The sequence below is a fragment of the Actinoplanes sp. NPDC020271 genome (genome assembly GCF_044388125.1).
GTDB lineage: Bacteria > Actinomycetota > Actinomycetes > Mycobacteriales > Micromonosporaceae > Actinoplanes.
Genome location: NZ_JBIRWQ010000006.1, coordinates 283,026 through 309,831, shown reverse-complemented (window position 1 = coordinate 309,831; position 26,806 = coordinate 283,026). Strand labels below are relative to the sequence as shown.

General features: G+C 70.4%; 22 protein-coding genes. 14 read left to right on the top strand and 8 right to left on the bottom strand.

The genetic code is table 11. The features are described 5' to 3' along the window. The first annotated feature begins 7 nt into the window (after positions 1-7). On the top strand, positions 8-1,519 hold the full coding sequence (locus ACH442_RS16500) for a GGDEF domain-containing protein (RefSeq protein WP_396338855.1): 1,512 nt from the start codon (positions 8-10) through the stop codon (positions 1,517-1,519). 136 nt (positions 1,520-1,655) lie between these two features. Here the strand turns inward: ACH442_RS16500 and ACH442_RS16495 are convergent, their stop codons facing one another. After that, positions 1,656-3,101 (bottom strand): dienelactone hydrolase family protein, encoded by a 1,446-nt coding sequence (locus ACH442_RS16495; protein WP_396338854.1) that lies wholly within the window; start codon positions 3,099-3,101, stop codon positions 1,656-1,658. Between the two features lie 243 nt (positions 3,102-3,344). Between ACH442_RS16495 and ACH442_RS16490 the strand changes: the two genes are divergently transcribed. The 3 genes from ACH442_RS16490 to ACH442_RS16480 are packed head-to-tail and all read left to right on the top strand — an operon-like array spanning position 3,345 to position 6,721. Continuing rightward, on the top strand, positions 3,345-4,832 hold the full coding sequence (locus ACH442_RS16490; RefSeq protein ID WP_396338853.1) for an alpha/beta hydrolase: 1,488 nt from the start codon (positions 3,345-3,347) through the stop codon (positions 4,830-4,832). A gap of 39 nt (positions 4,833-4,871) precedes the next feature. Next, positions 4,872-6,068, top strand: a complete 1,197-nt coding sequence (locus tag ACH442_RS16485; protein ID WP_396338852.1) for a sensor histidine kinase — start codon at positions 4,872-4,874, stop codon at positions 6,066-6,068. Beyond that, on the top strand, positions 6,065-6,721 hold the full coding sequence (locus ACH442_RS16480) for a response regulator (RefSeq protein WP_396338851.1): 657 nt from the start codon (positions 6,065-6,067) through the stop codon (positions 6,719-6,721). Before ACH442_RS16485 ends, ACH442_RS16480 begins: the two co-directional genes overlap by 4 nt. 82 nt (positions 6,722-6,803) lie before the next feature. Here ACH442_RS16480 and ACH442_RS16475 read toward each other — a convergent pair whose 3' ends face one another. Then, positions 6,804-7,370, bottom strand: coding sequence for an RICIN domain-containing protein (locus tag ACH442_RS16475; RefSeq protein WP_396338850.1), 567 nt, complete (start codon positions 7,368-7,370; stop codon positions 6,804-6,806). Positions 7,371-7,631: 261 nt separating this feature from the next. Here ACH442_RS16475 and ACH442_RS16470 point away from each other — a divergent pair, with 261 nt between their 5' ends. Then, positions 7,632-8,558: an NADP-dependent oxidoreductase gene (locus ACH442_RS16470; protein ID WP_396338849.1), complete on the top strand. Its 927-nt coding sequence runs from the start codon at positions 7,632-7,634 to the stop codon at positions 8,556-8,558. A 16-nt stretch (positions 8,559-8,574) separates the two neighbouring features. On the opposite strand, the gene ACH442_RS16465 is transcribed toward ACH442_RS16470, so the two are convergent. Beyond that, positions 8,575-9,507 carry a diguanylate cyclase domain-containing protein gene (locus ACH442_RS16465; protein ID WP_396338848.1) on the bottom strand — a complete coding sequence of 311 codons (933 nt, stop codon included), beginning with the start codon at positions 9,505-9,507 and terminating at the stop codon, positions 8,575-8,577. A gap of 313 nt (positions 9,508-9,820) precedes the next feature. Here ACH442_RS16465 and ACH442_RS16460 point away from each other — a divergent pair, with 313 nt between their 5' ends. Then, positions 9,821-10,045 carry a DUF397 domain-containing protein gene (locus tag ACH442_RS16460; RefSeq protein WP_396338847.1) on the top strand — a complete coding sequence of 75 codons (225 nt, stop codon included), beginning with the start codon at positions 9,821-9,823 and terminating at the stop codon, positions 10,043-10,045. Here ACH442_RS16460 and ACH442_RS16455 read toward each other — a convergent pair. Continuing rightward, positions 10,038-10,859 (bottom strand): helix-turn-helix domain-containing protein, encoded by an 822-nt coding sequence (locus ACH442_RS16455; protein ID WP_396338846.1) that lies wholly within the window; start codon positions 10,857-10,859, stop codon positions 10,038-10,040. The genes ACH442_RS16460 and ACH442_RS16455 overlap by 8 nt on opposite strands. Positions 10,860-11,010: 151 nt before the next feature. Continuing rightward, on the bottom strand, positions 11,011-11,928 hold the full coding sequence (locus tag ACH442_RS16450; RefSeq protein ID WP_396339014.1) for a helix-turn-helix domain-containing protein: 918 nt from the start codon (positions 11,926-11,928) through the stop codon (positions 11,011-11,013). A 97-nt stretch (positions 11,929-12,025) separates the two neighbouring features. On the opposite strand from ACH442_RS16450, the gene ACH442_RS16445 reads away from it, so the two are divergent. The 4 genes from ACH442_RS16445 to ACH442_RS16430 all read left to right on the top strand — a co-directional run bounded on the left by ACH442_RS16445 (position 12,026) and on the right by ACH442_RS16430 (position 15,107). Next, positions 12,026-12,784 carry a nuclear transport factor 2 family protein gene (locus ACH442_RS16445; protein WP_396338845.1) on the top strand — a complete coding sequence of 253 codons (759 nt, stop codon included), beginning with the start codon at positions 12,026-12,028 and terminating at the stop codon, positions 12,782-12,784. An 84-nt stretch (positions 12,785-12,868) separates the two neighbouring features. After that, entirely contained in the window at positions 12,869-13,681 is an 813-nt protein-coding gene (locus tag ACH442_RS16440) for a protein-ADP-ribose hydrolase (protein ID WP_396338844.1), read from the top strand. Next, entirely contained in the window at positions 13,678-14,526 is an 849-nt protein-coding gene (locus ACH442_RS16435; protein ID WP_396338843.1) for an NAD-dependent protein deacetylase of SIR2 family, read from the top strand. The genes ACH442_RS16440 and ACH442_RS16435 overlap by 4 nt, the downstream gene beginning before the upstream one ends. Before the next feature lie 164 nt (positions 14,527-14,690). Further along, positions 14,691-15,107 (top strand): SRPBCC family protein, encoded by a 417-nt coding sequence (locus ACH442_RS16430; RefSeq protein ID WP_396338842.1) that lies wholly within the window; start codon positions 14,691-14,693, stop codon positions 15,105-15,107. 261 nt (positions 15,108-15,368) lie between these two features. On the opposite strand, the gene ACH442_RS16425 is transcribed toward ACH442_RS16430, so the two are convergent. Then, complete coding sequence (locus ACH442_RS16425) at positions 15,369-15,929, bottom strand: hypothetical protein (RefSeq protein ID WP_396338841.1); 561 nt, start codon at positions 15,927-15,929, stop codon at positions 15,369-15,371. A gap of 294 nt (positions 15,930-16,223) precedes the next feature. Continuing rightward, on the bottom strand, positions 16,224-17,294 hold the full coding sequence (locus ACH442_RS16420) for a M35 family metallo-endopeptidase (protein ID WP_396338840.1): 1,071 nt from the start codon (positions 17,292-17,294) through the stop codon (positions 16,224-16,226). A gap of 384 nt (positions 17,295-17,678) precedes the next feature. On the opposite strand from ACH442_RS16420, the gene ACH442_RS16415 reads away from it, so the two are divergent. The 3 genes from ACH442_RS16415 (at position 17,679) to ACH442_RS16405 (ending at position 22,826) form a co-directional block, all read left to right on the top strand. Continuing rightward, positions 17,679-18,293 carry a TetR/AcrR family transcriptional regulator gene (locus ACH442_RS16415; RefSeq protein WP_396338839.1) on the top strand — a complete coding sequence of 205 codons (615 nt, stop codon included), beginning with the start codon at positions 17,679-17,681 and terminating at the stop codon, positions 18,291-18,293. Between the two features lie 324 nt (positions 18,294-18,617). Next, entirely contained in the window at positions 18,618-19,886 is a 1,269-nt protein-coding gene (locus tag ACH442_RS16410; protein WP_396338838.1) for an exo-alpha-sialidase, read from the top strand. Positions 19,887-19,997: 111 nt separating this feature from the next. Then, positions 19,998-22,826: a BTAD domain-containing putative transcriptional regulator gene (locus tag ACH442_RS16405; protein WP_396338837.1), complete on the top strand. Its 2,829-nt coding sequence runs from the start codon at positions 19,998-20,000 to the stop codon at positions 22,824-22,826. On the opposite strand, the gene ACH442_RS16400 is transcribed toward ACH442_RS16405, so the two are convergent. After that, positions 22,807-24,681 (bottom strand): hypothetical protein, encoded by a 1,875-nt coding sequence (locus ACH442_RS16400; protein WP_396338836.1) that lies wholly within the window; start codon positions 24,679-24,681, stop codon positions 22,807-22,809. The two genes, ACH442_RS16405 and ACH442_RS16400, sit on opposite strands and share 20 nt — an antisense overlap. A 189-nt stretch (positions 24,682-24,870) precedes the next feature. Here ACH442_RS16400 and ACH442_RS16395 point away from each other — a divergent pair, with 189 nt between their 5' ends. Further along, on the top strand, positions 24,871-26,805 hold the full coding sequence (locus ACH442_RS16395; protein WP_396338835.1) for a galactose oxidase-like domain-containing protein: 1,935 nt from the start codon (positions 24,871-24,873) through the stop codon (positions 26,803-26,805). The last annotated feature ends 1 nt before the right edge of the window (position 26,806 follow it).

Below are 26,806 nucleotides of genomic sequence, written 5' to 3'. Positions count from 1 at the left end.
ACGAGCGATGACCTCTGCCCGGCGCGCCGTACGCCCGAGGCTCCTGGCATGGCGGCTGTGGCTGGCTCTGGTCGCCGCGTGTGCGCTGATGCGCGTCGTGCTCCCGGATCTGGGGGCCTCCTACCTGCAGTACGAGATCCCCTACCTGGTCGTCTCGGCGGGCGCACCGGTGATCATCGCGGCCGGTGTCCTGCTGAACCGGCCGCCGCGGCGCTCCGGCTGGCTGACCCTGTGCGCCGGCCAGACCGCATACGCCGCCGGAGACGCGTTGTCCATCTTCGACGTGTGGAGCACCGGGGACTTCGTCGAACCGGCGCCCGCCGACATCTGCTATCTGAGCAGCTACGCGCTGGTCGGGGTCGCGGTGTTCGGCTTCATCCGGCGGCGCACCCCGGGCTGGAACTTCGCCACCGCGGTCGACGCGCTCATCGTGGCACTCAGCGCGGGTCTGCTCACGTGGGTGTTCTTCATCCAGCCACTGGCCGCGACCAGTATGCCGATGGCCGCGAAACTCACCGAGGCCGCGTACCCGATGCTGGATCTGATGCTCCTGATCCTGGCGGTGCGGCTGGTGCTGGGCGCCGGAAACCGCAGCACGGTGCTGCGTCTGCTCCTCGGATACCTGGTGCTGATGTTCGCCGCCGACAGCGCCTACGCCGTCGTCGGCATCGTCGGCGGCGAGAATGCCTCCGAGGCCTACCTCGGCGGACTCTGGATGCTCTCCCTCGGCATGCTCGCCGCATGCGCGCTGCACCCGGCCATGCGCGACTTCGACCAGCGCAGCCCCACGCCCGCTCGCGAAGACAGCGTGGTGCGGTTCGCGGGACTCACCGTCGCCGTGCTCATGGTGCCCGGCCTGCAACTGGTCGAGCACCTGTTCGGCACCGACCTGAACGTCACCGTGGCCAGCGTCAGCTGCATCAGCATGTTCATGCTCGTCATGATGCGCATGGCCGAACTGATCAGGGCCCAGCACCGCGCGGCCGTGACCGACGCCCTCACCGGGGTGCGCAACCGCCGTCACTTCGAGACCAAGCTTGTCACCGAGTGCCGGCGGGCGGCTCGGAGCGGCCACGGGATCGGACTGCTCATGGTCGACCTGGATCATTTCAAGAACATCAATGACACGTACGGGCATCAAGCCGGCGATCGGGTACTGCACGACATGGCACAGCGACTGCTCACCGGACGGCGGGCCGGGACGGTGCTCGCGCGTTACGGCGGGGAGGAGTTCGTCGTGCTGGTGCCGCACGTCGACCAGGACGAGCTGGTACCGCTCGCCGAGCGGATCCGGCGCAGTCTCGCCGACCTGCCGATCGAGGCCACCGAGCACACCCTGATCACCGTGACCGCCTCCATCGGGGCGGCCTGGTCCCCCGGCGCGTCAGTCGACCCGGCCCACCTCCTGCGTGCCGCCGACAAGGCTCTCTACGCCGCCAAAGCCGCCGGCCGCAACCGCGTCGTGGCTGCCTCGACGGGCGCCGCATCCGGCACCAGGCACGGTCAACCGGTCCGATGAGTCGGCACGTCGACCGCAGCGCGGCCGTGCTCATCGGCGATGACAGATGCGAGTGGCGCGCCTTCCTCAGCCGTATCTCAAAATCCCCGACATGGCTCGGGCCGAGACCGATCGGTGCCCCGGCCGCGGCCCGGTCTCAGGGGCCGGCGAGGGGCAGGGTGAGCGCCAGCGGCCAGGCCACGACGGCGGCGCCGGTCAGGGCGATGGCCCACCTGGGCGCAGCGAAGCGGTGCAGGAACGCGCTCCACAACGCCTGCCAGCACAGCAAACCGATCAGCGGGACCAACACGAGCAACACAAAGCCGCTGGTCAGGCCGGCGACGGCGGCGGCGACCAGGACGATCACGAACACTGCCGCGATCGGGACCAGGTTGAGTGCGACGCCGCCGGCAAGCCTCTCCGAACCGTAGGCGAGCACGGCGAACGCCGCCCAGACGATCACCAGCAGCCACCAGCGATCGCCGACCGGCCAGGCATGAGTCATTCCCCAGTGCACCGGTACGGCGACGGAGACGATCGCGTACGCAACAGCCGGCAGCAACCGGGGACGGCTGATCGCAGCCGCGGGCCGATACCCGGAACGCCTGCTCGCATAGGCGAGAAGCAATGCCCCGGTGACGGCCGCATAGCCGACGACGTACCCGGCGATCGCCAGGGGCAGCCGGGTCGTGGGCAGGAAGCGGGCGACCACCGCCCCGACGACCGCTGCCACCCCGGTCACCGCCGCCATCCGAGCCGCCGCACGCCAGGAGAAGCCGGAGAATCGCGGCCCCGGGCGGGCGGACGCGCCGGACAGCCAGGCCACCAGCGGATAGAACCCGAGCAAGAACGCCAGCACCAGCAGAACCGTGCCGATCAGACGCCGGGCGGGAAACGGGATCGCATGGTCGTTGCGCGGCCCGCCGAACGCGCCGTCCAGCCATTCCACCATCTGCCGGTGCGTCTCCGGGGCGTACAGGATGGTGATGTGCTCGACGCCGGGGATGATCCGGACCGCACGGTCGCCGTGGCCGGCCGCAACGCTGCCGGCGACCGACCGGAAGCCGGGGAACTCCAGCGCGCCGGCCATGGTGAGCAGCCGCGCGGGCCGGCCGGCCGAAGCGTCGGCCGCATCCGGCAGGGAGATCGCCACGGTCGCGGTCACCTCGGGGTGGGCGCCCGCGTACCGGGTGACGGCACCGGCACCCATCGAGTGCCCGACCAGCGCGACCTTCGACGCGTCGACGTCCGGCAACGATCGCAGGTGGGCCGATGCCACATCGAGATCGTGCTGCAGGACCTCGGTCGAGTCCTGGTTCGGAAGGCGCCTGGTGCTGGCGCCGTGGCCGGCGAAGTCGAGCAGGACGACGACGTAGCCACGGGCCGCCAGCGAGTCGCCGAACGGAGCCATCAGCTTCGCCGACCCGGCGTAGCCGTGCGCGACAACGACACCGGGATGCCGGCCGCTCGCGGACGGATGCACCTCGTCGAGCGGAACACCGGCCGACATGACATGAGCGTGACGCAAGCCGTGCCCGGCCCCCGCGATCAGCCAGCTGCCGCCGGCCGCGAGGAGAAGCAGAACGAACAGAAGACGTTTCAAGGACTCTCCCCGGCTCCGGTTCCGTCAACTCTTCCCCCGCCGAGGACGGACCACGAAGAGAGGATCACACTGGAACGCCCCCGTCAGAAAATCGACATGCCCTGATCCGCGGGTCAACCCGGGCCGCGAACAACGGGAGCGTCGTCACCTCGGGGAGGGTCCCGGTCTTCCCCCTGGAGAGTGAGGGAAGTTCCCGCCGCGAGGTGACGACTCGGCCGCCCGGCGGCCCGAGGATTGACCCTCATGAAAGCACGACTGACCGTGGTCCTGGCCGCAGCGGCCGCCCTCGTCACCGGCTGCGCCGCCTCGCCCGGTGCCCCGCCCGGCGCGCAGCCGGCCTTGAGCGCGTCCGCCGAAACAGTGGCCACCCTGGCCGCATGCCCCGAGCTCGACAGCCTGCCCACCGCACGCTGCGGGCACATCACCGTGCCGCTCGACCGCGGCCGGCCGGCGCGAGGCACTGTCGACATCGCCTTCGCGCTCGTCCCGCACACCGACACGTCGCAGCCCGGCCTGGGCACGATCGTCCCCAACCCGGGCGGCCCCGGCAGCTCGACCATCGACCTCGGCGGGACCGCCTTCGCCGAGGCACTGGCCCCACTGCTCGATCGGCGCGACCTGCTTCTCATCGACACCCGCGGGGTCGGCCGCTCGGCCCCGCTGACCTGCCCCGCGCTCGACGGGCCGACACGCGTCTTCGCCCCGCTGCCACGGCAGCGCCGGCTGATCGGCCAGTGCGGCCGGCAACTGGGCGACCGGGCGGCCGACTACACCAGCATCGCCGTGGCCGACGACATCGATGCCGTGCGCGCCACCCTGGGCCTGAGCAAGCTCGACCTGCTCGGCGTCTCCTACGGCACCTACCTGATGGCCGCCTACGCCCAGCGTCACCCGCGGCACGTCCGGACGGTGAGCCTGGCCGGCGCGTACGCCGTGAACGTCGACACCACCGGCCAGGTCGGCGCCGCCGCCTTCCGCCGGGCTGTGCGCCTGGTCTGCCGGCGCACCGCTGAGTGCTCCGGCGACCAGGCGCTGGCCGACCTGGCCGCGCTGATGAAACGGCTTCGCGCTCACCCCGCGACGCTCGACGTCACCTACAAGGGCACCGAGCACCGCGTCGCCCTCGACGAGTGGCGGATGACCTCGGTGGCCGGCCTGGTCTACTCGAACAAGCCCGACCTCCAGGCCCAGCTCGCCCTGGTCTCGGCCGCGGCCGCCGCCCGCCGGGGAGACCTTTCCGCCGTACGGGCCCTGGTGAGCAAGAGCCTGATCGCGTCGGCCGACATCTATTCGTACGGCGCCGGGATCGTCTCCGACACCCAGTCCTGGGCCGTCAGCTGCCACGACTATCTGCGCGACTTCGACTACGGCGCCCCTGTCGCCCAGCGCGAACGGCAGTACGACGCCGCTCAGGCCGAGCTGCGCGACGCCGACTTCGCTCCCTTCTCGGCGAAGGCCTGGGTGACCCGCGCCGACTACGACACGGGCGCCTGCCTGCAGTGGCCCGCCGACCGCACCGCGCGTCCCCCGTTCGCCCCCGGCGCCGCCATGCCGGACGTGCCGGTGCTGGTCCTCAGCGGCGACCTGGACGCCAACACGCCCATCGAGTCGGGCGAGGCCGCCGCGGCCCAATTCCGCCACGCCACCACAAAGGTGATCGAGGGCGCGGGCCACACCCCCGCCAGCACCCCCGAGGGCGTACGCGAGATCATCCAGTTCATCCGCGGCTGAGAACCGAGGAGCATCGTGCGCTTGACGGGGAGGGGAGCCGTGCGCCCGCAGCAGGACGAGAACCGCACCCTGCGCCGGTGGTCGCTGCTGATCGCGATCAGCTGCCTGCTCGGCGACGGCGCCCCCTTCCTGCTCAAGGCGTCCCAGTGGCCCGCCCACCCGGCCGTCTGGGGCGCCGGGGCCGCCATCGTGGTCGCCGACCTGGCGCTCGCGCTGCCGGCCCGCACGGCCGGCCCGGTGGCCGTGCTCCACGCGATCGTCCGCGTCGGCGTGGCGGCGCTGCTGCTGACCGCCACCGGCATCCACGACAACGGCATCGGCAACGCCACCGGCCTGGTCGTCGCCGGCTACCGGGCCGGCGCCTGGGTGCGGGGCCGCCGCTCCTGGGTCACCCTCGGCGCCCTCGTGCTCGGCATGACCGCCACCCAAATCGTGCAGGGCTTCGGCGCCACTGCCGACAACCTCCTGCTCACCGTCACCAACACCGTCATCCCGTGGATGCTGGGCCGGCACACCACGGGCCGCAGCGGCTACATCGCCGAGGTCCGCCGCAAAGCCGAGGAGCAACGCCGCGCCGCCGCCAACTCCCTCACGGCGACCGTGGAGGCCGAGCGGGTGGCCATCGCGCGCGACCTGCACGACACGATCTCCCACCACGTCAGCGCGGTCGGTGTCCACGCCGCCGCAGCCCGCCTCGGCCTGGCCTCCGGCCTGGCCGCCAACCAGCCGCGCACAGTGGCCTCCCTGGAGCAGGTGGAGACGTCGAGCCGCTCCGCCCTGGCCGACCTTCGCCGCATGCTCGACCTGCTGCACGGCGACGGGTCCGACGACGTCCGCCAACCAGGTCTCGGCACTCTGGACGACCTCGTCGACGGCACCCGCCGCGCCGGCCTGGTCGTCGAGTCGACCCTCGACGGCCTGACCCCGAAGTCGCTGCCCCCGTCGCTGGACCTGGCCGCCTACCGCATCGTCCAGGAGATCCTCACCAACGCCCTGCGCCACGGCACCGGTCCGCTCACCCTGACCGTCACACAAACTCCCACCGACCTGCACGTCACCGCCGCCAACGGCTACGACCACCACGGTGCGCCTCGTGCCCCGGGCACCGGCCGGGGGCTGGACGGCATTCGCCACCGAGTCGCGCTCTTCGGCGGCTCGGCCACCACCGGGCCCGACCCTGGTGTGCCAGGCACCTGGCGCACCAGGCTGACCCTTCCGCTTCAGGAGTCCCGTTGACCGCCATCCGCGTGCTGCTCGCCGACGACCACGAGTTCTACCGTTCGGGCTTCCGCAACGCCCTGGAAACCCAGCCCGACCTCGACTGCGTTGCCGACGTGGGCGACGGGCGGGCCGCGGTGGCCGAGATCGAGCGGCTGCGGCCGGACGTCGCGGTGCTCGACGTACGCATGCCGCGGATGGACGGGCTGGCCGCCGCCGAGACCGTCCTGGCCGGCGGCGGACCCACCCGCGTCATGCTGCTGACCACCTATGACGACGACAGCTACATCTACCGCGGCCTGCGCGCCGGGGCCAGCGGCTTCTGCCTCAAAAGCATGCCGACCGAAGAACTGCTGGGCGCCATCCGCATCGTGGCCCGCGGCGACGCCCTGATCGACCCGTCGGTGACCCGCCGGCTGGTCACTCGCTTCACCGACGGCCTCGCCCCCACGCCCGCCACGAACGCCCCGGCCGAGTTGGACCGCCTGACCGCCCGCGAACGCGAGATCCTGATCGAGGTCGCCCGCGGCCACTCCAACGCCGAGATCGCCGCCCGCCTGTACGTGGGTGAACAGACGGTCAAGACCCACGTCTCGCACCTGCTGACCAAGCTCGACCTCCGCGACCGTGTTCAAGCCGTCATCTACGCCTACGAGAACGCCCTGCTCTGACCCGTCACGGCCGGGCAGGATCACCGTCGACGTGCCGACGCGTCCACGGCCGGCTGCCGCCAGTGACCTTCGTGATCCCCGGTCAGTAGATGTTCCAGCGCTGGTTCCAGGCCCAGCCGCAGTCCCAGACCTGCAGCTTCGCGCCGTCGGTGTGACTGGCATTGGTGACGTCGAGGCACCGGCCGTCGGACATGTTCTCCAGACGGACCCAGTTCAGGTTCGTGTCACCGGTCTGCTGGGGGATCACGTGGGCGCGCCACTGCTGGTTCTTGCTCGAGTTGTTGCAGGTGTACTGCTGTACCACGTCCCCGTTGTCCAGCGAGCCGTCGAGGCGGCGGTCCAGGCACTTGTTGCTCAGCGCGTTGCGCAGGTGGTAGACGCCCATGCCGGAGTCCTTGTACATGAGGTCGACATACCAGCGCTGGTTACGCACCTCGTCCTGGTTCCGGTAGATCCACAGCTGGGCCTGGGTCAGGTCGTCCATCGACCAGCCGGTCATGTCGAGAACCCGGGTCGGGCTGATGCTGGTCGGTTTGAGCACGCTGATGTAGATCGGGCCGGCGGCCTGCGCCGCCGCCGGGGCGACGAGCAGGGCGAGCAGGGACAAGGCGACGGTGGTGACAGCGGTAAGCAGTCTGCCGATGCGCATAACTCTCCTCAATAGATCGACTTCGATCACGGTGAGGCTATGAGATGCGTCCGCGCCGGACTGTCACCCATCGGACGGCGTCGGATTGGCGTACCGGGAATTCCCGGCCCACCCTCCGGCGGACCGCCGGCGGACCCGATCACCGCGACTGACGTACGCGGTCGTGCTGCCTGCGGGCACACCCTCCGAGCGGCCACGAAGAGGAAACGCCCGGAGGGGTCACAGGCTGTGCATCCAGGGGCGGCGGTCTAGAGTGGACGAATGCGGGGAGTCGTCGCGACCGCGCTCGGCGGTCCTGAGGTGTTGCAGGTGACCGATCTACCGGAGCCCAAGGCGGGGTCCGGGCAGGTGGTGGTGCGCGTCCGGGCGGTCTGTGTGCACCCGGCCGACGTCGCCGCCACCACCGGAGAGATTCCCCTAGGCCCGGACACGCCGCCGTTCGCGCCCGGTTGGGACATCGCCGGCGAGGTGGCCTCGGTCGGCCCCGGCACGGCCGATCTCGCGGTGGGTGATCGTGTCGTCGGGATGATCCCGTGGTATCTGACCCGAGGTGCGCCGGGTGGTTATGCCGAGTTCGTGGCCGCCGACACGGACTGGTTGGTGCGGTTGCCGGGCGGGCTCGACTTCGTGTCCGCGGCCACGGTGCCGCTCAACGCCCAGACCGCACACCAAGGGCTCTCCCTGGTGTCGCTGGCCCTGCTCCCGGCCGGGAGCAGCCTGCTGGTGACCGGGGCCAGCGGCGGTGTCGGCGGCTTCGTCACCCAGCTCGCCGTTCAGGCCGGCTACCGTGTCGTGGCGCAGGCCAGCCACGGGGACGAGGAATGGGTGCGCGGTCTCGGCGCCCACGAGGTGATCTCTCGTTCCGCCGACCTGGCCACGGTGGGGCCGGTGGCCGCGGTGTACGACGCGGTTCCCGTCGGTGAGGCGGTGGCCGCTGCCGTCGAGGACCGGGGCATCGTGGTCGCGACCCGGCCCACGGCGCCCATCATTCCGGCCCGTGGGGTGCGCCAGGAGCTGCAACTCATCCGGCTCGACCGCGAGCTGCTGGCCGACCTGGTGGGTCAGGTGGCGGCGGGTCGCCTGCGCACGCGGGTGGCGGCCACGATGCCGTTGACCGAGGCGGCCGACGCTCACCGGCGGGTGCTGGCCGGCGGGTTGCGCGGAAAGATCGTGCTGACGGTGGGCTGACGGCCGACGCCAGCGATCACCGGTACGGGAGTGACTGCCGATCCAGGTACGGATCGGCTTCCTCCCGGATCGAGAGACAGCTGGTGGGGATCGTGTCGACCATCGTGCCGGCGCCGTTCGGCGATCGGTAGCGGACCAGGGCCGCCCATTCGCAGGCGCTCTCGACCACTCCGGCGCGACGGGTGCTGTTCCGGTGCACCCATACCGGGTCGCCGGGCCGGCATGCTTCGACGGTTCCGGAGGTGGCCGGGCCCGGCTCGTACGTCCGGATGTGGTCTCCGTTCCCGGTGGCCACGACCCAGGTGATGCCGGCCCGGTCAGTGACGTTCCCGCTCCGTTTGGCACTGAACATCGCCTGGTCCGCACGGCGCAACAGATGGGGAAGATCGGCGGAGCCCTCGGCCGGCACGACGCCGATCGAGGCGGTGACCGACACGGTGTGGCCTTTCACGTCCATCGGGGGTGCGATGGCGGCGCTCAGCGAGGCGGCCACGTCGTGCCACCACGCCTCCGGGACGTCGGCGCGCGGGGCGCGCAGCAGCGCGGCGAACTCGTCCCCGCCGAACCGGGCCACCAGGTGATCACCGAGGCAGGCGGCCATGCGCTGGGCGACCACGCGGAGGACCTCGTCGCCGGCGTCGTGCCCGTACGTGTCGTTGATCGGCTTGAAGCCGTTGAGGTCGAGGATCACGACGGCCGACGAACAGTCGTCGCCGCGCAGGAGCCCGGGGGCGAGCGCGTGGAAGAGGCGGCGGTTGGCGAGTCCGGTGAGCTCGTCGTGACCGGCCATCCAGCGCAGCGAGGCGCGCTCCTGCTCCAGCCGCTGGACGTGCGCCGCGAGCTGATCGATGCGGGCCTGGAGGCGGGCCGTGTCGGGCTCGATCCGCGCCTGATCGTCGTCTGGCAATGCGCCGCCCGGGTCGGCGGCGGCAGGATCGAGGATCCGCATCGGCCGTCCTCTCAGACTGCGGCGTACCAGCGGGAGCTGTCAGTCGACGGCGAGTGATCGCCGAGCGCCACAGTGGAATCATGACAGTCGACCGAGGCCCGTGCAAGATTTCACGGCGACAGTTGTCACGGTGACGTGATGCACCCCCGAAGGGTCGTCAGCTACTCTGAGTACGTACACTTTCGTGATGAAAGATTCGCCTTGCGACGTGGAATCCCAATTTTGCACGTCAGACAGGGTTTGAACACTGCTCCTGGCGGGGATTCGGTGGCGAAACAATTACTCACAGTAAGCAGGGCCGGGAGGGACGCTGATGAGTAGTGAAACCGGCTGGATCATGTCCAGCATGTCGACAGCCAACGGAGGCAGTTGCGTCGAGGCCCGTCGCCGGCATGGGCTCATCGAGGTCCGCAACAGCAAGGCTCGCGAAGCCGGCACCGTGGTGTTCACGATCGAGGAGTGGGACTCGTTCCTTTTCGGCGCCAAGCGCGGCGAGTTCGACCAGCTCCTGACCGACCGAGAGCAGGGCGTCAGCTGAATTCCCCGACCGGTACGGAAGCCTTGCTGATGAGACCGAAGATCCGCCGGTACTCGTCGACCTCGACCTGCTCCTCCAGGTAGAGCGCGCCGACGTGCGACTCGAGGTAGACCACGTCCGGATCCTCGGGGTCGTCGAACTCCAGGATTCGGAAGGCGCCGGCCATCGCCGCGTGCGCCCCGATCGAGAACGGCAGCACCCGGATGTCGACCGCGTCCTCCCGGGACAGCCGCTGCAGATGCTCGATCTGCCCCTTCATCACCTGCTCCCCGCCGACCGCCCGGGTCAGTGCCCCCTCGCCGAGCACCGCCACGAGGCGGACCGGTGGGTTGCGGGCGAAGAGCGTCTTCTGCCGCTGCAGGCGGAGGTTGATGTGGCGCTCGGCGATCTCGGAGTCGACCGGCTGGTCGGCGCCGAACACCGCTCGGGCGTACTCCGAGGTCTGCAGCTCGCCGGGAACGACCTCGCCGTCGTATCCGAACATCCGGGACGCGGACGCCTCCAGCCCGACGTACAGCTTGAACCACTCGGGGATCACCGGACTGGCGTCCCACCACTCCTGCTGTGACGTGCCCAGCGCGAGATCGGCGAGCGCGTCGGTGATGCTCGGGTCCGCACCGTAGAGCCAGCAGAGCGCGCGGACGTTGGCCCCGGTGACCGGCACCTTGCCCGTCTCGATGCGGTGCAGCGTCGGCTCCGAGATGCCCAGCCGCGCCTCCACCACGTCACGCCGGCTCATCCCGGACGCCGTGCGCAGCCGCGTCAGCCGCCGCCCCAATGCCCGCCGCACGACGCGTTGGCCCGTGACCGGCACGCCTGACCTCCACCTTGCCAACCCTTGTGGACAATGACCAACGTACCCGCGACACCCTGTTGTCAAAAGGCAACCCGTCGTTGCCCCACCGATCGGGGTCGGAGAAACGGCCTCGAATCGGGCCACACGAAATCCTGGCCGCCCGGGTCGCTCATCTTTCCCGGACCGTCTGACCGGACCTCGCCGCCGCAGTCAGGCCGGCGCGGAAGGCGATCGGGGTCAGGCCCGTACGCGCGTGAAAGTACTTGCTGAAGTTGGTGGCGCTGACGAAGCCGAGGCGAGCGGCGACCTGAGCGGCGGTGTGGCCGCTGTGCGCGAGCAGCCGCTTGGCCTCCAGGATGATGCGCTGGTCGATGAACTCCTTGCCGTTGACCCCGGCCGCGGCCTGCGTCGCCCGGGACAGGGTGCGGGCGGAGTAGCCGAGCGATCGGGCGTAGTCGTCGAGCTTGTGGACACGGGTGAAACTGCGTTCGAGCGCGTCGCGGAAGCGCTGGAAGGTGTCGTCGGATCCGGGCGTCGGGCCGACCGTGTCGGCACCCAGATGGGCCAGTTGCAGGACCAGGACGGCCAGCAGGTGCCGCAGCATGGTCCGCCGCACCTCCAACGGCAGCGAGCCGGGGCCGGCGAATACACCGGCGAGGTGGCGGGTGGCGACCGACAGCCGCTGCTGATCCGCGCCGGCGAAGGTGTAGCGGGTGGGCGCGTGCGGGTCGTCGAGCCCGGCGCTGATCGCGGTGGACGGTTCGAGGAACGCCGGCTCGAACAGGATCAGGGTGCCGTCGACGTCGCTGAGGTCGCCCCACTGCTGGACCTGCCCGGGGCGCACCCACAGCCACGCCCCGGGGACCAGGTCGTACCCGGTGAAATCGACGGTGTGGTGCAGTGCGCCGCGCTCCAGGGTGAGCAGGTGGTGGAAGGTCGGCCGCTGGGGTGTGCCGAGGCCCGTGCGGCCGGTGCGCGAGCGTAGTTGCCGCAGGCTCATCACCTCGACCTCGTCCGGGATCCCGGCGGGCGCCGAGAAGTCCAGATCCCGGATGTCTCCGGCTCGGGTGTGTCGGTTTTTTACCATCACGAGTCGCCACCGTACCCCCTCGGCCCGTTCTGGCGCCCCTACCTTTGACCAGCAAGCTCATCTCGGACATGACCATGAGGGGAAGCGATCGTCGATGACCGCCAAAGAGACCGTTCTGTCAGCCGCGGGACAGCTGTTCGGTGACAAGGACCCGTCGGCCGTCGACCGCTGGGTGGCGCCGACCTACAAGCAGCACAGCTCTCTGGCCCCGGACGGCCCCGAGGGTCTGCGTGGCCTGGTGGCGAGCCTTCCCGACGGCTTCAGCTACGACCTGCACCGGGTGATCGCCGACGGCGACCTGGTCGCGCTGCACGGCACGTACCACGGCTTCGGCCCGGACCCGCTCGTCGCGTTCGACATCTTCCGGGTCGAGGACGGCAAGCTGGCCGAACACTGGGACGCGCTGACCCCGGTGGTGGAGAAGACCGTATCCGGCCGCTCGCAGACCGACGGCCCGATCGAGGTCACCGGCCTGGACCGGACCGACGCCAACCGGGCGCTGGTCAAGGGCTTCGTCGAGAACGTGCTCAAGGGCGGGGACGTCAGCAGCCTGACCGACTACCTGAGCGCCGAGTCGTACGCGCAGCACAACGTGGGCATCGGTGACAACCTCGACGGCCTGGGCGCCGCCCTGACCGCGCTCGCCGAGCAGGGCGTGACCATGGTCTACCACACGGTGCACAAGGTCATCGCCGAGGGCAACTTCGTGGTGACCGTCTCGGAGGGCTCGTTCGGGCCGACGCCGACCGCCTTCTACGACCTGTTCCGGGTGGAGAACGGCAAGATCGTCGAGCACTGGGACATCACACCGGAGATCAAGACGGACCTGCCGCACGACAACGGCCTGTTCTGATCGCTCGCGGCCCGGGGCCCGGAACATCTCCCGTGGCCCGAGGCCTGCCCGGTCTCGGACCACCAGCCGCGCCTGGAGACCTCCTTGCCGACCTTGGTACTTGACGACTATCGGCAGCTCATCGACCTGGATCGGCCGTTCCGGCCAACGGCCGATCCAGCACCGCCCGAACGGTTCGAGGAGTTGATCGCCGAGATCACCGGAGATCGGACCCGGGACCGGCAGACGCTGCGCTCGATGCTGACCGTCCGCGAGCCCGGCGCTCTCATGCCGTCCGGGCAGCGTCCGCTGGACGCCCTGCTCGGCGGCGAACGATCGCTGCGTCCCACCGTCGACGTGCGCACCCTGCCGACCGCCGACGGGACGCGGGTGCTGTGGCGCGGGGACATCACCACACTGCGCGCCGACGCGATCGTGAACGCCGCCAACAGCGCCCTGCTCGGCTGTTTCCAGCCCAGCCACCGCTGCGTCGACAACGTGATCCACGCGGTGGCCGGCCCCCGGCTGCGCGAGGACTGCCACACGATCATGTCGGCGCAGGGCGGCCCCGAACCGACCGGCGGTGCGAAGGTCACCCGCGGCTATCACCTGCCCGCCCGGTACGTGCTGCACACCGTCGGCCCGATCGTCGACGGGTCGCTGAGCGCCGGGCACGCGGCGGCGCTCGCCTCGTCGTACCGCTCCTGCCTGGATCTTGCCGCGGAGGTGGGCGACATCCGCACCGTCGCGTTCTGCTCGATCAGCACCGGCCTGTTCGGCTTCCCGAAAGCGCCGGCCGCCCGGATCGCCCTGGACACCACCGCCGCGTGGCTGGACGAGCACCCCGGAGTGCTGGATCGGGTCGTCTTCGACGCCTTCTCCCCCGACGACCTGGCTGTTTATGAGGAAGCGCTGTGAACCAAGCATCACTGGACCAGGCCCGTCAGTGGCTGGCCGAGGCGGACCGGATCGTCATCGGCGCCGGGGCCGGCCTGTCCGCGGCGGCCGGGTTCGACTACACCGACACCCGGCGGTTCGAGGAACTGTTCCCGGCCATGCACCGCCGAGGGCTGCGCGCCCGCTATCAGCTCATCGGCCGCCGGCTGCCGCCACCGCTGATGTGGGGTTACTGGGCCACGCACGTCGCCGACATCCGGTTCGGCCTCGGGCGGCACCCGGTCTACCAGAACCTTCGCACGCTGGCCGGCGACCGCGACCACTACGTACTCTCCAGCAACGTCGACGGATTGTTCGCCCGCAACGGCTTCGACGCAGAGCGGGTGTTCACGCCGCAGGGCGACTACGCGCGCTACCAGTGCGAGATCCCGTGCAGCCGCGAGACCTGGGACAGTGAACCGATCGTCGAGGCCGCCCTGGACGCCTACGACCCCGAGTCCGGTCAGGTCACCGACCCGGCGGCGATCCCCGCCTGTCCACGCTGCGGCGGCGAGGTGTTCCTCAACGTGCGCAAGGGACCGGAGTTCATCGTCGACCCGTACCTCCCGACCGGCCGCCGGATGCAGCAGTGGCTGCGCGACCTGCCGTCCGACGAGCACATCGTGGTCCTGGACATCGGCACCGGCTACAACACCCCGACCGTGGTGCGGCGGCCGATGGAACGGCTGGCCGTGGGATATCCGAACGCCCGGCTGATCCGGATCAACCGCGACCATCCCGAGGTCCCCGAGGAACTCGACGACCGGGGGCTCGGTCTGGGCTGGGACGCGGGCCCGGTGCTCGCCGCGCTCGCCACGGCGAAGTAGCCGCGACCTGCCCGCCCGCACGGATCCACCGGGCCACCTCACGTGGATCACTGAGAAACGTCTGCCGACGGGCGTTCCTCGAGGGCAGGACGGCCCGGCTGCCCGGCGTGAACGGCCTGCTCCGACCGGTGGATTGGTTCGAACGGTGGAGGGAATCCGGAGTCATGGAGCTGCGCCGGCCCGCCACACGTCGCCACATCCAAGTCCGCGGCCCGCGCGCCGCGGACGCCGTGTGGGAGAGCTACGTGCGTCCGCAACGCTGGCCGCAGTGGTCGCCACAGATCCGGGCGGTGGACTATCCCGGCGAGACGCTGCGCCCGGGCACCGGCGGGGTCGTGCACGGCCCGGCCGGTCTCCGCGTCCGCTTCCGGGTGCTGGCCGTCGATCCGACCGGACCAGTCCGCAGCTGGTCGTGGGCCGTGTCGGTGGCCGGGCTGCGGCTGGTGCTGCGACACACCGTCGAGTCGGTGGACGCCGGCACCCGGACCGGGCTGACCGTCGACGGTCCGGCCCCTGTGGTGCTGAGCTACCTGCCCGTCGCTCGCTGGGCGTTGCGCCGGCTCGTCGGCCGAGCAAGGTGAGGAAGGTGAGGAAGGTGAGAAAGGTGAGGAAGCCGAGCAAGGTGAGGAAGCCGGGGACGCTGAGGACGCGCGGTCCGGTCACGACGACTTCGCCCCGCCGCGAGCACGCGACGGGGCGACGCCGGTCGATTCAACCGGCGTAGCCACCGCCGCCTGCCGGGTCCCGGCAGGCAGCGCGTCAGCGACCTGCCCTCCCGACCGGCCGGTGCCGGAGTCAGGCCAGCTGCCCTTGGCTGCGCGGCAAGACGCCGGGCGGCAGTTTCAGTTGCCCTTGGCCGCACGACCGAGACGCAGAGCGGCGATCAGGAAGAAGACGGCGCCCGGCACGGCGTAGCCGGCCGCGTTGGTCAGCGCCGGGTTGTCCGCGGAGGCACCGGCGATGAACGAGCCACCGGCGAGCACCGAGATCCCGCCACTGACGATCATCGGCCACTGGCCGCCCATCTTGCGGCGCGGGATCGCCACGATCAGCTGGACCAGGCCGGCCAGGACGGCCCAGGCGCCCCACACGCGCAGCATCGCCGGGATGCCGGACGTGGCCGCGGCCCCCAGTCCGACAGCGGTGAGCAGGCTGACCGCGATGTTCACAGAGAGCAGGGCCGGCGAGTTGGTGGTCCGCGACGAGCGCAGGTCGTAGACGGCGGCGCCGACGTCGAAGAGCGGGTAGAGCACGAACAGGGTCACCGTCAACGGGTCGATCTCCTTCGCGGTCGTCGTCGCCACGACGGCCCACACGATGGCGAACGCGAAGCGGACGAAGTACAGCCGGCGCAGCGCGGACGCGGTCGCGGCGATGCCGGGCGAAGCAGCGGTGGTGGTCACGGTGACCCCTTCGGTCGAATTCTCAGGAGATCGAACGTTCTGTCGAGCAGAGCATGGCGAGCGACAATCGCCGTGTCAAGACCGAACGTTCTATCCCGCTTGAAGGCGAGCATGACCGACGCGAGAACAAGCGTTCTGCCGGGTCGGCCTGATCGGCGACCGGTTTCGCCCGATCGGCCCGCGCACACGACAACGCCGTCCGAGTGAGTTCACTCGGACGGCGCTCCCGGACTCTTCGTGCAGTCGACCAATTGCCTACAGAATCGGTAGGAACTGCTTTGTGCCGATCGTCGGTCAGCGGCTCTCGGCGAAGTACTCGTAGTTGTCGGCATTGTCGACGGCGTTGCCGGGGTTCGACGCGGCGAGCTGCTTCGCCGCGGTCTGGCCGTACGCGTGGTCGTCGGTCCCGCCGTTGACGGTGAAGTGGCTCGACTCGTGGATCAGGGTTCCGGCCTTCGAGTCGGTACCGGTGGCCGGCGCCGTCCAGAACGCGTTGCAGAGGTAGATGACGTACGGGTCATCCGGGTAGACGTAGGCGTAGTAGTCCTCGTCGCTGGTGCAGTCGAGCGTTACGGTCTTGCTGGTCAGCTCGTTGGTGATCTTGCTGTAGGCCGAGGTCACCCGCGAGAACCGCGACGAACTGTAGGTACCGAACCAGGTGGTGTAGGCGCCCCCACCGGACGGGTTCGCCGCGAGCCAGGTCTGGGACTTCTGCGAGTACGTCGCGGCGTTGGTGACGGCGGTCGCCAGCGCGGTCTTCTCACTCGTCGTGCAACCACGGTAGGTGATGGTGACCGCGGCACGGGCGGCGGCGACCTTCACCTGCTCGGTGGTCGTCGGCGCGGCAGCGGCCGGGCCGGCGGCGGCCCGGATGCCGGTGCCGGTGCGAACGGTCGCGCGACCGGCGTCGACCCGGAGCGTCTTCGCCCCGGCCAGGGAACGCACCTGGGTCGATGCCAGCCCGACGGCGATCGTCCCCGGCCGCGACAGGTCGTAGTCGCCCGCCAGATTCACGGTCACGGCGTAGGTGCCACCGGCGGGAATGTGGGTGTATTCGGCCGCCGACTTGACCACCTTGCCCCGGTACGGGACCGGGACACCGTCTCTGGTCACGGCCAGGACGGCCTTGGTCTCGCGGGCCTGCGGCAGGTCCCGGGAGAGCACGTCGACCGCCGACGACCCGGTGTTCCGCATCGTGACACGCACGTCGAGGGCGTTGCCGGTCACCTGGCCGATCTGGACGGTCGCCGTGAGACCGGCGTTACCGGCGGCTGCCGCCGCGCCCACCCCGACGGTGGCGGCCGCCGGAACGGCCGCCCCGACAGCGAGGCACACTGCCCAGAGCGAAGGTCGAGAGATGCGCACGTGGTTTCCTTTCCCGGCCATCGACGCCCCCGGGCTGACCCTCCATCGGGGAAGGTTCGGGAGCCGACGCACGTACATCAATTTGCATCAATCTATATGGTTGTCTTCTCTCGCTGATAAAACTTTTCATCCCTGATGGGTCATATCGCGATGGGACGACAGGGCACACGACGCGGCCGAGCCTTCGTCAGCAGACCTTCCAGCTCCCGAGCCGGTCGCCCACGGTGCCGGGCGGCGAAAGCGCCGCCGCCGGACGGTGGTGCGGCCGTGCCAGTGGCGGCGTCTCCGGTAGCGTCAGATCAGCGTCGAGGCGCGGCGGTGCTGGGTGCGCCGACTGTCGGCCACAGCCTTAAGACCGAACGTTCTATCCGCTAAGATGGGTGGATGACGCGTGGCGTAGCCGACACCCCACCCTCCAAGGCCCGGCCTTCCGAGGCACGGCAACGGCTTCTCACCACGGCCATCGAGATCTTCTACGCCGACGGCATCCACGCCGTCGGGGTCGACCGGATCATCGCCGAGGCCAAGATCACCCGGGCGACCTTCTACCGCCACTTCCCCGGCAAGGACGACCTCGTGGTCAGCTACCTGCAGGAAGTGCACCAGATGGATCGCGACGCCGTCACCGCGGCCATCGCCGCCAACACGACGGCGACCGGCTCACTTCTGGCCATCGCGAACACCATCGCCGCGGGCATCCAGCGTCCGGGATTCCGCGGCTGCGCCTTCCTCAACGCCGCCGCGGAGTTCCCCGACGCCGGCCACCCCGTCCACCAGCAGATCATCGCCCACCGGCAGTGGTTCCTGGACACCCTCACCACGCTGATGACGCAGGTCGCCGAGGATTCGCCGGACGCAGCCGCGCGTCACTTCGTCATGCTCCGCGACGGTGCCATGGCCGCCGGCTGCCTGGCCGACCCCGCCCTGGCGGTCGAGACCTTCCTCCGCGGCATCGAGGGCCTGATCCGCATCCACGGCCAGCGCAAGTCCGCCGGCTGACGCCGACCCGTCCGAGCGCAACGCTTGCCGTTCAGACGGTCCGCTCCCCGTCGCCGGCGTCCGCCCGCTCGTCGGCCGCCGAGGCGACCGCCGCCTTCCGAAAGGACGACGGCCGTCGGCTGCGACCGGTATCAGGACCCGCGTCCGGGGCCCGGGCCCGGTGGCACTTGAGCCGGCCATGCGGCGTCCATACAGTTACCCGAGTCGATCATGAGTCGACCGGCGTCCTTCGTGGACACCGTTACGGGAGGGATGACATTGTCAGTGCCGACGGCAGGTTCTCTTCGTCGAATCCGGAAGCTGGGACGGCGCAGTACTGCGATCGTGGCGGCCGTCTCGCTGCTGGCGGCCGGGGTCGCCACCGTCATCCCACCGGCACCGGCAGGTGCCGCGGAGGACGACCATACAGAGAGACTGCTCTTCGACGGTGGTGGTAGTGAGGTCCTCAACGGCATCACCTACCACTCGTTCCGCATTCCCTCGCTGGTGCAGACCACCAAGCACACGCTGCTCGCCTTCGCCGAGGGGCGCGCGGCGGACAACTCCGACTGGGGCAACATCAACCTGGTCTACAAGCGCTCGACCGACAACGGTGCCAGCTGGTCGGCGCTGAGTGAGGTGGTCGGCGCGGGCTCCGGCACCTGGGGCAACCCGACCGCGGTGGTGGACCAGAGCAACAGCAAGATCTGGCTGTTCATGTCGTGGAACCCGGCCGGTTACAGCCAGCACGGCCTGTCCGGGACAACCGAGATCACCGAGTGGGACCAGCGCCGCGTCTACGTGACCTCCAGCGACGACGACGGGGTGAGCTGGGCCACGCCGGTCGACATCAGCGATGCGGTCAAGCCCAGGACCCTCGGCAACGGCACCGTCCGGGCCTGGGACGCCGTGGGGCCCGGCGTGGGGATCCAAATCGCCGGCGGCGAGCACGCGGGCCGGTTGGTGATCCCCGCCATCAACCGCAACATCTACAGCGACGATCACGGCGTGACATGGAAGGCCCAGGTCATCACCGAGAAGGGCACCGGGAACCCGATGGAGGGCACCAGCGAGGGCACGGTGCTGGAGCTCACCGACGGCCGGCTCTACCGCAACGACCGGGCCACCGGCGCCTACTGGGACCGCGACGTGCCCTCGACCCAGCGCCGTTGGGTCAGCCGCGGCACGATCGAGGACGGCTTCGACACGTACGCGCCGGACAACCGCCTGCTGGACCCTCCGGCCGAGGGTTCCACGATGCGCTACAACCTCAGCTCCCCCGCCCGCATTGTCTTCCTCAACTCCGCGAGCACCATCAGCCGGACGAAGATGGAGGTGAAGATCAGCAACGACGAGGGCAAGACCTGGCCCTGCTACCGCTCTCTCAACGACGCGCCCCTGCCGTCGCACACGGCGCCAGGCTGGTCGGGCCTGGGCAGCCTCGCGGTCAAGGAGGGTGGCTACTCCAGCATCGCCAAGACCGCCGACCTCACCATCGGCGCCCTGGTCGAGGTGAACGAGGACACGGACGCCAGCGCGACCTCGCACCGCTCGATCGTCTTCCGCAAGATGAAGCTGCGCTGGGTCTTCGCCGGCCCGGGCACCTGTTCATGACGCGCCCGCGGGATCGCAGCGACGTGTGAGTTGGCACTCCCCTTGAGCCCACGGCCGCCGGAATGATCGAGAATGGACTGATCATCATGGCGGCCGCGGGAAGAGGGACGAATGCTGTTCCGGGTACTCGGCCCGACCGAACTCCGGTCCGGGGCCGGCCCGGTTCGCATGGCGGCCAAGCCGCGCCTGGTGGCTCTGCTGCTGCTGACCAGCGGCGGCCGGGTCGTCTCACTGGACAACGTGATCGACGAGGTGTGGGCACAGCGACCGCCGGCCTCGGCCCTGGCGAACGTGCGGACCTACATCTCACAACTGCGGCGGCTGCTGCCCGGCCGGATCGAGGCCGAGCCGGGCGGCTACCGGTTCGCCGTCGCGGCCGGCGAGCTCGACCTCGCCGAGTTCTCCGCGCTGGTCGCGGCCGGCCGGGCGCGGGCGGCCGACCGGCCCGCTGAGGCACGCGACCGGCTGGGGCAGGCCCTGAGCCTGTGGCGGGGGCAGCCGTTCGAGGGTGAACCGATCGGACCGGTGCTGCAAGCACGCGCCGCCGCCGCCCAGGACGACTATCTCGCGGCCGTCGAGACCTACTGCGAGCTGCTGCTGCGCGCCGGGGACACGGGTGCCGCCCGGACGCTGCTCCGGGCCACGGTACGCGAGCATCCGCTGCGGGAACGCCTGCGCAGCCTGCTGGTGCTGGCCATCTATCAGAGCGGTGACCCCGCCGGCGCGCTGGCCGCCTACCAGGAGGCACGGGCGGCGCTCGCCGCGGAGCTGGGCATCGATCCCGGCCCCGAGCTGGCGGCGCTGCATCGGGCCGTGCTGCGCCACGACGACCGGCTGCTGGCCGGGGAGCACAGTCGGCTGGGGGTGCCGTTCCAGCTGCCGCCCTCAGTGGCGGACTTCGTGGGTCGCGAGGCGGAGATCGAGCACCTGAAGCGGCTGCTGCGCCACCGGGAGCCGGTGCCGGGAGCGGGACTGACCGCGGTGCTGACCGGCATGGCGGGCACGGGCAAGAGCACCCTCGCGGTCCGCGTCGGCCACGAGGTCGCCGGCTCCTTCCCGGACGGGTGCCTCTACGCCGGCTTGCAGGAGTCGGACGGCACCCCGGTGCCGCCGAGCCGGGTGCTCGGCGGGTTTCTGCGCGCTCTCGGCGTACCGCAAGAGGGTTTGGCTCCTGCGGGGGTGGAGCGAGCCGCGCAGCTCAGATCGCTCCTGGCCGGACGACGGGTGTTGATCGTGGCCGACGACGCGGTGGACGCGGAACAGGTGCGGCAGCTGATGCCGGGGCCGGGAAGCGCGCTGCTGGTGACGAGCCGGGCGGTGCTGACCGTGCCGGGTGCCCATCTGATGGAGCTACGGCCGCTCGACACCGCGGCCGGGGTGGCGCTGCTGGACCGGATCGCCGGGCGGGACGCCGTCGCAGCCGAGCCCGAGGCCGCCGCCGCGCTGGCCGAGCTGTGCGGGGGCCTGCCGCTGGGCATCCGTGCGGTCGGCGTCCGCTCGGCGGCGTGGCCGGCCCTCTCCCTGGCCCGGCTGGCGGCGCGGCTGTCCGACGAGCATCAGCGCCTCGACCGGCTCACCGTGGGCGACATCGACCTGCGGGCCAGCCTCGCCCTCAGCTACCGCCGGTTGCGCCCCGAAGCCCTGTCCCTGCTGCGGATGATGAGCATCCTGCCGATGCGGACGTTCTCGCCGTGGCTGCCCGCGGCCCTTCTCGGCATCGGCGAGCCGGGAGCCCACCACCTCGCCGAACAGCTCTGCGAGGCGCAGGTGCTGAGCCGTACCGGCGACGAGCGCTACGCCATGCACGACCTGGTGCGGCTCTCCGCGAGCGAGCAGGCCGGACCACCGGCCGAGGAACTCGTCGCCGCGGCCGGACGGGTGTACCTGGCCGCGGCCCTCTCCGCGAACCGGCGGCTGCCCGGCCGGCCGATGGCGCTGCCCGCCCCCACCACAGCTGTGGTGGAGGCCTCGGCCGCTCCCGTGGAGTGGTTCGAGACGGAGCTGGAGGGCATCCGGGCGCTGATCCCGCTGCTGATCCGGCACGGTCACGTGGACCTGGCGGCGCGGCTGGCCACGGCGACAGTCAACTTCTGTGTGCTGCGCGGGCGGGTCGACGACTGGGCCGCCACGCACGAGGCGATCCCGGCCGGCGCGGAGCTGACCCCGGCGACGGCGGCTCTGCTGGCGCTCAGCGTGGGCAGCCTCCAACGCTTCCGTGACGACAACGCCACGGCCCTGCCGCATCTGCGCCGGGCCTATCACCTGTACGACGAACTCGGTGACGCCGCGGGCATGGCCGGGGCCGCGCTGGGCTGGTCCGTGGCCGCGCAGCAGCTGGGCCGGTTGCCGGAGGCCCTGGCGGCGTACGACCGGGCGGTCCGGCAGGTTGCCGTGCTCGACGGCACACCGACACCGGGCTATGTGCACCTCGCGTTCCGCCGGCCGATCAGCTCCACGCCGGAGGAGGAGTCCGCTGCCCTGCACCGGGCGCTGGAGATCTTCGAGGCCGCGCACGACACCTGGGGCGGCGCGGAGGCGCACACGTTCCTGGCCGAGGATTACCGGCGCCGGCAGCTGCCCGCCGTCGCGGCCCGGCACGCACGGGCCGCAGTGCACACGTACGCCGAGTTGCGCGACCAGATGCAGCTGACCGTCGCCGAGATCGTGCTGGCGAACGTCTACCTGGAGCTCGGCTCGGTCGAGCATGCCCGGGCCCTTGCGGAGCAGTGCCTCGCGAGGGCCCTGGCGGCCGGACACCGCTGGGGTGTCGCGTCCGCCCGGCGCGCAGCCGGGCGGATCGAGCTGATCAAGGGCCGGCCCGCGGCCGCGGTCCCGTTGCTGACCGCGGCCGAGGCCGGCTACCGCGAGATGGGACTCGTCAACGCCGCGGAGCAGACGCGGTCGTTGTTACGGGAAGCCATCAGTTCTTCAGCGAGGTGATGATCGCCTTGTACCGGGCGGCGGCCTTGGGGTTCGTCGTCGTCGGGTAGACGCTCGACTTCCAGCCTTTCGCGTCGGTGTCGTTGAAGTAGGACACGAACTCGATCGAGCCGGGCTTGGCCGTGTTCTTCGCCGACAGCCAGTTGTAGACGTACGTCAGGTACGTGGGGTTGTCCGCGCCCGAGTGGTTGGAGGCGACGTTCGCGGAGATCACGCCGTACTCGGCGAGGGCGAACGGCAGACCCTTGGACTGGGCGAAGTCGTACCAGAAGTCCCAGCCGTACGCCTTGTTGAAGTGTCCGACGCCGTCGCCGTCGCCGTCGACGCCGCGCACGTTGTAGTCACTGGTGTAAGGCTCCCACCAGTCGTAGGCGTCGATCGCGATGACGTCCGCCTTGCCGTCCACGAACAGCGTCCGGGGGTCGGCGATCGTGTCGTTGTTGCTCACGCCCTCGTTCGGGTTGAACACGATCTTGAGGCCGGGGGCGGCCGCGCGGATCAGGTCGACCGCGCGTGAGTACTGCCGGCGCCACTCGTCGCGGTCCCGGGCGTACGAGAAGCAGCAGTTCATCTCCCAGCCGAGGCGCACGTAGCCGTCGGGGTCGAACGAGGCGATCTTCCGCGCCAATGTCGTCCACTGGTCGTCCGTGCCTTCGTCCCCGTCATCGGTCCACAGCGGCACGGCGAGGATGAAGTCGTCGGTCGCCTTCTGGAAGCCCGACCCGGTGAGGCTGAGGTCGCCCCACCAGGAGTTCAGCTGCTTGTCCCAGTTGGCCCGGTCGGTGAACGCCTCGATGTTGTCGACCGGGGCGCCGCGCCAATCACCGAACGCCTTGGCCTGGGATCCGTTGTGGCTGAACCAGCCGCCGTCGGACCAGGGCAGGCCGGAGCGGTGGTCGCGGCCGGCCGGCGGCTCGGTGGCGCCGCCGTTGCCGACGACCAGGGCGCTGTCGAAGGTGATCGAGGAACCTCCGCCCGAGGCCGGGTTACGCCGGTCGGTCATGGTCAGCGTCAGCGTGTGCGAGCCCTGCGTGAGGACCGGCGACGTGTAGACGTCGACCGTCTCGGTGGTGGCCGTGGCCGCGTAGTAGTCCACGTCCGTCGCCGCGTTGCTGTCGATCTTCGCCGTCGCGATGTTCGACCACGGCTCCTTCAGACCGAAGACCGTGATCTGCGTACCGGTGAACCGCACCTTCACCGACGCGCCGGCGGTGGAGGTCCACCGGAAGCTGTTGTCCGAGGCCAGGGCGCAATTCGTCGTGCACTTGCTCCAGCCGGACGAGAACTCGGCCTTGCCGTCGGTCGTGCCGGTCGCGGTGTCCTCGACAACGGTCTCGGCCGGGACGACCGGGGTGTCGTCGCCCGTGACGACCGCACTGTCGAAGGTGATCGACGACCCACCGGCCGACGCCGGGTTACGCCGGTCCGTCATGGTGAGCACCAGCGTGTGCGTACCCTGCGGAAGGGTTGCCGATCGGAAGACCTCGACCGTCTCGTCGGACGAGGTCGCGGCGTAGAAGTCGACATCGGTGGCCGCGTTCCCGTCGATCTGCGCGGTCGCGATGGTGGCCCACGGCTCCTTCACGCCGTAGAGCGTGATCTGCTGCCCGGTGTAGCGGATCGTCAGCTTCGAGCCCGCCGTCGACGTCCACCGGAAGCTGTTGTCCGAGGCCAGCCCACAGTTGGTCGTGCACTTGCTCCAGCCGGACGAGAACTCGACCTGCCCGACCCCCGTGCCCTGCGCGGAATCCTCGATCGTCGCGGTGGTAGCCGCCGCCGAAGCGGCAGGCGGGGCGAGGAGGGCCCCACCCATGACGACCGCGGCCAGACTCGCCAGGACCGTGCGTAATCTCACCTGAGCTGCCTTCCTGAATGCCGATGATGACAGCACGTCAGGCTAGGGAGCGGGCATACAGCGCCGATACATTCGCCGGCAGCTCGCCGCAACGCGGCGCGCCGAAGACTGTCCACTATCGAGGGATTGATACCTACATAGTAGGGCTTCTACCGTTCTCCGGGTCGCCCACTCGAGAGGTCTCCCGCCGTGACTCGCTCCACCGGCAACTGGTTCGTCCGCAAAGCTCTGGTGCCCATGCTGGCCCTGACCGCAGTAACCCTCGTCAACGTGCCACCGGTCTGGTCGGCGTATCACAGATGGGAGCACGAACGGCTGGTCAACAGCATGCCGTACAAGACCACGCACGGTTTCTGGCAGACCGTGGAACTGCCCGCCGGCCTGCGCGTCAACGCCATCCACGCGGCGCTGCTGCCGTCCGGCCGGATCCTGCTGATCGCCGGCTCCGGCAACAAGCTCGAGCAGTTCAAGGCCGGCACCTTCAAGACCCTGGTGTTCGACCCGGTCAGTGGCAAGGCCACGCTGGTGCCGACGCCCACCGACCTGTTCTGCGCCGGGCACACGTTCCTGCCCGACGGCAAACTCCTGGTCGCCGGGGGCACGCTGCGCTACGAAGTGCTGGAACCGGACGTCACCCACGCGGGTGGCGTCATGACGGTCAAGAACGAGTCGCCCGACAAGCCGCGCAGCTTCCCCAAGGGCACCGTGTTCGTGGCCGACAACGGTCACCGCTACCTGGCCGCGGCCGAGTTCACCGTCCCGGCCGCGACCAAGAGCGTCAAGGGCGGCAAGGTGACGGTGACGGCCGCGACCACGACGGTCTGGGTCGACGCCGCCGACGCCGGGGCCCGCTACGCCACCACCCAGCGCGGGCAGTACCGCATCGACGCGCTGACCGGCGCCGACGTGCAGAACATCTACGGGCTGGCCGAGAAGATCAGCATGGAGAAGCAGGACTATCAGGGGCGCAAGGAGACGTACGAGTTCGACCCCGTCACCGAGCGGTACCAGCGGGTCGCCGACATGCACGAGAAGCGCTGGTACCCGACCCTGACCGGTCTGCCCGACGGTTCCGTACTGGCGGTTTCCGGTCTCGACGGCGGCGGTCAGGTGGTCGACGGTTCGCAGAACGAGATCTTCGACCCCAAGACCAAGGCCTGGACGGTACGCAAGGATCTCAACCGTTACTTCCCGACCTACCCCACCCTGTTCCAGACCGCCCAGCCGGGCGTGCTGTTCTACACCGGTTCCAACTCCGGTTACGGGCCGGCCGACAAGGGTCGCGACCCGGGCCTGTGGAACCTGACCGACAACAGCTTCCGCCCCGTCCCCGGCATCCGCGACGCCGACCAGCTCGAGACCAGCATGTCGGCCTGGTCCGGTCCGGTGCAGAAGCAGAGCGTGATGGTCGTCGGAGGCGGCGGTGTCGGCGAGTCCGACAAGGCCACCAGCCGCATCGACCTGGTCGACCTGGGCGGCCCGGCGCCCCGGTTCCGGCCCGGCCCCGACCTGCCCGAGGGCACCCGGTACCCCAATCTGGTCACCCTGCCCGACGACACCACGCTGATCACCAACGGCGCCCGCGACTACCGGGGTCGCGGGGCCAGCGACAACCACATCGCCCGGATCTATCACCCGGACACCAACACGCTGTCGGAGGCGGCCGACCCGGCCGTGGGCCGCAACTACCACAGCTCGGCACTGCTGCTGCCGGACGGCCGGATCCTGACCTCGGGTTCCGACCCGCTCTACGCCGACAAGAAGAACACCATCGCCGGCTCGTTCGAGCAGCGCCTCGAGGTCTACACCCCGCCCTACCTGTTCCGCGGCGAGCGCCCGGCCGTCACCGGCGGGCCGTCGGCGCTCACCTACGGCGGCAAGGCCACGTTCACCACCTCGGCGCCGGCCGACATCGCATCGGTACGGCTGATCCGGCCGGGCGCGGCCACCCACATGCTCAACGTCGACCAGCGCTCGGTGGCCGTGGACTTCACCGCCGGCGCGACCGGCATCGCCATCACCGTCCCGTCGAAGCGCACCCTGCTGCCACCCGGCCCGTACATGCTGTTCGCGGTCGACCGCAACGGCGTTCCCTCGGTCGCCCACTGGGTGATGGTGTCGTGAC